General features: G+C 62.9%; 10 protein-coding genes. All 10 read right to left on the bottom strand.

Going from position 1 to position 6141, the window contains the following annotated elements; translation table 11 throughout:
* Positions 1 to 7: 7 nt before the first annotated feature.
* On the bottom strand, positions 8 to 340 hold the full coding sequence (rplV, locus tag AC1DFC_RS10775; protein WP_007838134.1) for a 50S ribosomal protein L22: 333 nt from the start codon (positions 338 to 340) through the stop codon (positions 8 to 10).
* A gap of 9 nt (positions 341 to 349) precedes the next feature.
* The gene (rpsS, locus tag AC1DFC_RS10780; protein ID WP_007838132.1) at positions 350 to 628 is read right to left on the bottom strand and encodes a 30S ribosomal protein S19; all 279 of its coding nucleotides are present in this window, start codon (positions 626 to 628) and stop codon (positions 350 to 352) included.
* Positions 629 to 638: 10 nt separating this feature from the next.
* Positions 639 to 1463: a 50S ribosomal protein L2 gene (rplB, locus tag AC1DFC_RS10785; protein ID WP_007838130.1), complete on the bottom strand. Its 825-nt coding sequence runs from the start codon at positions 1461 to 1463 to the stop codon at positions 639 to 641.
* Between the two features lie 2 nt (positions 1464 to 1465).
* Entirely contained in the window at positions 1466 to 1801 is a 336-nt protein-coding gene (gene rplW / locus AC1DFC_RS10790; protein ID WP_007838129.1) for a 50S ribosomal protein L23, read from the bottom strand.
* Positions 1798 to 2418 (bottom strand): 50S ribosomal protein L4, encoded by a 621-nt coding sequence (rplD, locus tag AC1DFC_RS10795; RefSeq protein WP_478179217.1) that lies wholly within the window; start codon positions 2416 to 2418, stop codon positions 1798 to 1800. The genes rplW and rplD overlap by 4 nt, the downstream gene beginning before the upstream one ends.
* Positions 2418 to 3098, bottom strand: a complete 681-nt coding sequence (gene rplC, locus AC1DFC_RS10800) for a 50S ribosomal protein L3 (protein WP_007838124.1) — start codon at positions 3096 to 3098, stop codon at positions 2418 to 2420. Before rplC ends, rplD begins: the two co-directional genes overlap by 1 nt.
* A gap of 213 nt (positions 3099 to 3311) precedes the next feature.
* Positions 3312 to 3866, bottom strand: a complete 555-nt coding sequence (locus tag AC1DFC_RS10805) for a hypothetical protein (RefSeq protein WP_478179218.1) — start codon at positions 3864 to 3866, stop codon at positions 3312 to 3314.
* Between the two features lie 17 nt (positions 3867 to 3883).
* Positions 3884 to 5272 (bottom strand): hypothetical protein, encoded by a 1389-nt coding sequence (locus AC1DFC_RS10810; protein ID WP_478179219.1) that lies wholly within the window; start codon positions 5270 to 5272, stop codon positions 3884 to 3886.
* A gap of 388 nt (positions 5273 to 5660) precedes the next feature.
* Positions 5661 to 5975 (bottom strand): 30S ribosomal protein S10, encoded by a 315-nt coding sequence (gene rpsJ / locus AC1DFC_RS10815; protein WP_007838118.1) that lies wholly within the window; start codon positions 5973 to 5975, stop codon positions 5661 to 5663.
* A 21-nt stretch (positions 5976 to 5996) separates the two neighbouring features.
* On the bottom strand, positions 5997 to 6141 hold a 145-nt coding region (locus tag AC1DFC_RS10820), incomplete at its 5' end, for an EF-Tu C-terminal domain-related protein (protein ID WP_478084152.1).

Consider the following 6141-nt stretch of genomic DNA (forward strand, 5'->3'; position numbering starts at 1 on the left):
GGCCTTCTTAGTTGCCGACCGTCACGTACACATGGCACGTGGGCTTGCTGATGCGATTGCCGCGACCCTTGGCCCGAGCGGTGAAACGCTTGAGCGTTGCACCTTGCTCGACGTAGATGGTCTTGACCTTCAGCTCGTCGATGTCGGCACCGTCGTTGTGCTCGGCGTTGGCAATCGCCGACTCGAGCACCTTCTTGATGATCACAGCGGCCTTTTTCTGCGTGAATTGCAGAACGTTGAGCGCTTGATCGACCTTCTTGCCGCGGATCAGGTCCGCGACCAGACGGCCCTTGTCGACCGACAGGCGGACACCGCGGAGGACTGCACGTGTTTCAGACATGGTCGTTCCTTACTTCTTCTGGACTTTTTTGTCCGCGGGGTGCCCCTTGAACGTACGCGTGAGCGCAAATTCGCCGAGCTTGTGGCCGACCATCTGGTCGGTGATGTACACGGGCACGTGTTGCTTGCCGTTGTGCACAGCGATGGTCAGACCGATGAACTCGGGCAGAACCATCGAGCGGCGCGACCAGGTCTTGATCGGCTTCTTGTCCTTGGTCGTCACGGCCTTGTCGGCCTTGGCCACGAGGTGATGGTCGACGAAAGGACCCTTTTTGAGAGAGCGAGTCATTGGCTATCCCTTACTTCTTGCGACGCGACACGATGAAGACCTGCGTGCGCTTGTTGTTACGGGTGCGATAGCCCTTGGTCAGATTGCCCCATGGGTCGACAGGATGGCGGCCTTCGCCAGTCTTGCCTTCGCCGCCACCATGCGGGTGGTCGACCGGGTTCATCACCACGCCGCGAACGGTCGGGCGGATACCCATGTGACGCTTCACACCGGCCTTGCCGAGTTGGCGCAGGCTGTGCTCTTCGTTGGCCACTTCGCCGATGGTTGCACGGCATTCGATGTGGATGCGGCGCACCTCACCCGAACGCATGCGGACCTGGGCGTAGACGCCTTCGCGAGCCAGCAGCGTGGCCGACGTGCCGGCCGAACGCGCGATCTGCGCGCCCTTGCCGGGTTGCAGTTCGATGCAGTGGATCGTCGAGCCGACCGGAATGTTGCGGATCGGCAGGGTGTTGCCGGCGCGGATCGGGGCTTCAGCGCCCGACAGCAGCGTTGCACCAGCTTCCAGACCGCGCGGGGCGATGATGTAGCGGCGCTCGCCGTCGGCGTAGCACACCAGGGCGATGTGGGCGGTGCGGTTCGGGTCGTACTCGATGCGTTCGACCTTGGCCGGGATGCCGTCCTTGTTGCGCACGAAGTCGACAACGCGGTAGTGGTGCTTGGCACCGCCGCCACGATGACGGATCGTGATGTGGCCGTTGTTGTTGCGGCCGGCCTTCTGGAACTGGGGTTCCAGCAGGGGAGCGTGAGGAGCCCCCTTGAACAGGTGGTCACGCGAGATCTTCACCGCGCCGCGTTGGCCCGGCGAAGTGGGTTTCATCTTGATGACGGCCATGATTAAGCGCCTTCCCCGACGAGGTTGAGCTCTTGACCGGGCTTCAGGGTCACATAGGCCTTGCGAACGTTGTCGCGGCGGCCGATGGACTTGCCAAAGCGCTTGGTCTTGCCCTTGGTGTTGAGCACCGACACGCCCTGGACTTCGACCTTGAACATCAGTTCGACAGCGGCCTTGATCTCGGGCTTGGTGGCGTCTTGCAGCACCTTGAAAGTGACAGCGTTCGACTTCTCGCCGACCATCGTGGCCTTTTCGGACACGATCGGGGCGACCAGCACCGCCATCAGGCGGCCTTCTTCGAACGTACGTTCAGCGGCGGTAGGGTTCACGCGGCTCATGYGAACATCTCCTTGAGCTTGTCGACGGCACCCTTGGTGACCAGCACCTTCTTGTAGTGAACCAGCGACACCGGATCGGCGTAGCGGGGTTCGACCACGAGAACGTTCACCAGATTGCGCGAGGCAAGGTACAGGTTTTCGTCGACTTCTTCGGCGATCACGAGCACGGACTCGAGATTCATTGCCTTGAAACGGGCTGCCAGCGGCTTCGTCTTGGGCGAATCCACGGTCAGCGAATCCACCACGGCCAGACGGCCTTCGCGAGCGAGCTGCGAGAAGATGGCGGCCATGCCGGCGCGGTACATCTTCTTGTTGATCTTCTGCGAGAAGTTTTCGTCAGGCATGTTCGGGAAGATCCGGCCACCCCCGCGCCACAGCGGCGAGGACGTCATACCGGCACGGGCGCGGCCCGTTCCCTTTTGCTTGAAAGGCTTCTTGGTCGAGTGCTTGACCTGCTCGCGGTCCTTCTGGGCGCGCGTGCCTTGGCGGGCGTTGGCCTGGAACGCAACGACGATCTGGTGGACCAGGTCTTCGTTGTAGTCACGGCCGAACACGGTCTCGGGGGCGTCGTACTTCGACGCGGCCTGGCCTTGTTCGTTCAGGAGTTCGAGTTCCATTACTTCGCTCCTTCAGCCGCTTGCGGCTTGGCCTTGATGGCGGGACGCACGGTGACGAAGCCACCCTTCGAACCCGGAATCGCGCCCTTGATGAGCAGCAGTTGACGTGCTTCGTCGATGCGGAACACGTCGAGGTTTTGCGTCGTGCGCGTGACGTCGCCGAGGTGGCCCGTCATGCGCTTGCCGGGAAACACGCGACCGGGGTCTTGTGCCATGCCGATCGAGCCGGGAACGTTGTGCGAACGGCTGTTACCGTGCGACGCGCGTTGCGAGCTCATGTTGTGGCGCTTGATCGTGCCAGCGTAGCCCTTACCGATGGAGGTGCCTTGCACGTCCACCTTCTGGCCCACGGAAAACACGCTGGCTGCCGCAATCACGCCGCCAGCCTTGTGCTGACCTGCGGTTTCTGCGGTAACGCGGAATTCCTGGATGATTTCGCCAGCTTCGACACCCGCCTTGGCGAGGTGGCCGGCTTCGGGCTTGGTCACGCGCGATGCTTTGCGCGAACCGAACGTCACCTGCAGGGCGACGTAGCCATCGGTCTCTTGGGACTTGATCTGGGTCACACGGTTGTTGGACACATCCACCACCGTGACAGGAACTGCGTCCCCGTCATCGGTGAAGAGACGCATCATCCCCACCTTGCGGCCCAGCAACCCGAGGGAGTTGCTCAGACTCATTTGTTTTCTCCAAAAATGGAAGACTTCCTTCGCCGCTGCCACTTCAATTGGCGACAGCGTTTGGCCGATTCCCCAAGGTTCCCGGCCCGCGAAAGAAGGTTGATAAATCTCTGCCCGAACTACACCCGCATGGACGCACCAAGGGCAGAGCCAGCGATTATAGCCCGCGGCGCGGGCCCATTGCAAGGGCGATTGTTGCGCCTGTTTGGGGCCCTATTTGGGCTCTTTTGGCTCTTTGGCGGGCAAGGAGATGATCTTTTCGCCCTCGTCGGACGATTTCACCTCGCCGGCACCCTTCATGGCCGGCACCGCCGATCCGGTCTGCACAGGGATCGCGACGATGCTCATGGCGCCGTTCTGCGTGACAAAGACGTTCAGGTAGGCAAGGCCCTCGCGGTCGCTCGTCACCGTGGCGGTGGCGGTCGTACGCTGGCCGGCCGGGAGAGCCAGGCTGCTGCTCGTCGTCAGGGTCAGGCCGGCATCCGTCGTCAGGCGCGCGGTGGCCCCGGCCGGATCGCTCACGCCGTCGAACTGCAGAACGACAGAAACCGGCCGGCCGATCTGGGCCCTGCCGTCGACCCTGTACTGGATCACGACACCGGAATCATTGGGCTTGCGCGCCGCGACCGTCATGGCCGCATGGCGCGAAGAAGCAGCGTGCTTGGCCGCTCGGGGCGCGGGCACGCCGTCCGCGAAAACCGGCGCCGACGTGGCAGCGAGCGTCAGCCATGCCGCAGCGGCAATCATCGAGCTGGAACGGGGGTTCATGGTGGCCTTCCTCACCGCTATTGAATGGTTACGTTGAAACACGTGCTAGCAGCGGAGTTATTGAGATCGTTGACAACCAGGACATAGTCGCCGGCCGAAAGGTTGACCGCACTGGTATTGCGGCTCACCACACCACCTTTGTAGATCGCGAAATTGGTGCTGGCACCCACCGGCGGGGAGACCACGAACTGGTAACTGCGGCTAGCCGGAGCCGTAAACCTCAAGTACGCAAAGCTGCCCAGCTTGTTGCCATCGCGCTGCGGATCGGCGGCATTCGTCACACAAGCTTGTGTAATCGAGCCGCCGATCGCTGCCGGCTTGTACATCGGCAGCACGATCGGCAAGCCGCCATCATTGCTTTCCGATGAGCCATAGGCATCGCTGCTGCCCGCTATGTTCTGCCCCGCCAGCAGCGCAGCCAGCGCCTGCGCACTGCCCGGCGCCGTCGTATTGAATGCCGCCGCGAACGGATGGATCGACGTGACCGGCGCACCACTGCGGAACTGGAACCCCGTCATCGTGTCGTGGATCGGCTTGAACCCGACCTGCTGGTTGAGATTCCAGAAGATCGACTGGATCGAGGATTCGCGGAACCAGCCCGGGTTGGATGCCGGCCCCCTCGTGAGGTCGAGGCTGCCGCCCTGGGCCTGGCCGGGCCCACCCGAATCGACATAGTTGCTCCGCCCCAACGCGATGCCCGACCAGCCGTTGCCCCATCCTTCGGAGAAGGCAAGCCGGCGATCGATGAGCTCGCTCGTGGAATGGGCGCCGCCCGTCGAATCGTCCCGGCTGAAGGAGGCCTGGTAGTAGTGCCCCCACTCGTGCGCGATCACCGGCGCATCGAATTCGTCGGTGTCCACATCCTCCTTGCCGAGCACATAGATTTCTGCACCCGAACTCCTGCCGACGAAGAACGTGGTGCCGATCTGTCCCAGCGCGATGTTTCCGCTGGCGTTCGTGTTGTTGACGCTCCAGAACACCTTCAGCGACGGAAACGCCGTCGCCGGCGCCACCGACAGCACCTTCTGCATCGCGGTGTAGATCGTGTCCATCACGGCGAACGGCCCGGACACGCGCTGGCTGGTGTAGCTCGATCCACCCCAGCCGCTGCCGGCGCGCAGATCGCGGGTGAGTGCCGCGCCTCCCGTGGCGAACGCCGACGACTGCATGGAATAGATCGCGTTCGACCGGGTGTTGTCGCGCACGGTGACGTCCCAGCTCGGCGCCGAGCCGGTGCGGGTCAATTGGGCCCGCACCCGTACGATGACAGCCGTGTTCGCCGGAACGGTCACAGCATAGGCGCCACCGTCGTCTGTGGAGGTCGTGGCCAGTTGGCTGCCGCTGGTGGCATCGAGAACTTCGACAAAAGCGCCACGCACCGGCTTGACCGAGGTGTCGGCGTACACGAGAGGGCCATTCGGATTGGGCACAAACTCATAGGTAGTCGTACCGGTCAAAGCGACTTGCGTCGTTGCCACAGGAGGCACGGGCACATCACCACCGCCGCCTCCTGTTGCCGCAGGAGGCAGGGACAGCACAGGAAGACCCCCACCGCCCCCTCCTCCTCCACCGCCGCAAGCGGCCAACAACGCCGCCGCGATGCACGCCATCAAACCGGACGCAAAAGAGATGCCTTGTCTCATAGCTGTGCTGCCCTCGTTTCAGCTGCATTGCGCCCCGCCCCATGGGGGCCGCAGACCGGCGAGGATGCCACATTCGTGAGACAAAAAACAAAGCCCGCCTGCATTTCTGCAGGCGGGCTTCGTCAGTAACCGCGGCGCGAAGCCGAATGGATTACTGCAGCTTGATTTCGACGTCCACGCCGGCCGGCAGGTCGAGCTTCATCAGCGCGTCCACGGTCTTGTCGGTCGGGTCGACGATGTCCATCAGGCGCTGGTGCGTACGGATTTCCAGCTGGTCGCGCGACGTCTTGTTGACGTGCGGCGAACGCAGGATGTCGAAGCGCTTCATGCGGGTCGGCAGGGGCACGGGGCCCTTGACGATCGCGCCGGTGCGCTTGGCGGTGTCCACGATTTCAGCGGCCGACTGGTCGATCAGCTTGTAGTCGAATGCCTTCAGGCGGATGCGGATTTTTTGCTTGGTAGCCATGGTGATTCCTTTGCGTCCGGCTTAGATGTCGAGGATTTTCGCCACGACGCCCGAACCCACGGTGCGGCCGCCTTCGCGGATGGCGAAGCGCAGGCCTTCTTCCATCGCGATCGGGTTGATCAGCTTCACGGTGATGCTGACGTTGTCGCCGGGCATGACCATTTCC

Source organism: Variovorax sp. 10L421 (assembly GCF_056395365.1).

What these genes read in the sequence shown, in the direction of transcription:
- rplV (WP_007838134.1), bottom strand. Translation starts at nt 340, where the DNA reads ATGTCTGAAACACGTGCAGTCCTCCGCGGTGTCCGCCTGTCGGTCGAC.
- rpsS (WP_007838132.1), bottom strand. Translation starts at nt 628, where the DNA reads ATGACTCGCTCTCTCAAAAAGGGTCCTTTCGTCGACCATCACCTCGTG.
- rplB (WP_007838130.1), bottom strand. Translation starts at nt 1,463, where the DNA reads ATGGCCGTCATCAAGATGAAACCCACTTCGCCGGGCCAACGCGGCGCG.
- rplW (WP_007838129.1), bottom strand. Translation starts at nt 1,801, where the DNA reads ATGAGCCGCGTGAACCCTACCGCCGCTGAACGTACGTTCGAAGAAGGC.
- rplC (WP_007838124.1), bottom strand. Translation starts at nt 3,098, where the DNA reads ATGAGTCTGAGCAACTCCCTCGGGTTGCTGGGCCGCAAGGTGGGGATG.
- AC1DFC_RS10805 (WP_478179218.1), bottom strand. Translation starts at nt 3,866, where the DNA reads ATGAACCCCCGTTCCAGCTCGATGATTGCCGCTGCGGCATGGCTGACG.
- rpsJ (WP_007838118.1), bottom strand. Translation starts at nt 5,975, where the DNA reads ATGGCTACCAAGCAAAAAATCCGCATCCGCCTGAAGGCATTCGACTAC.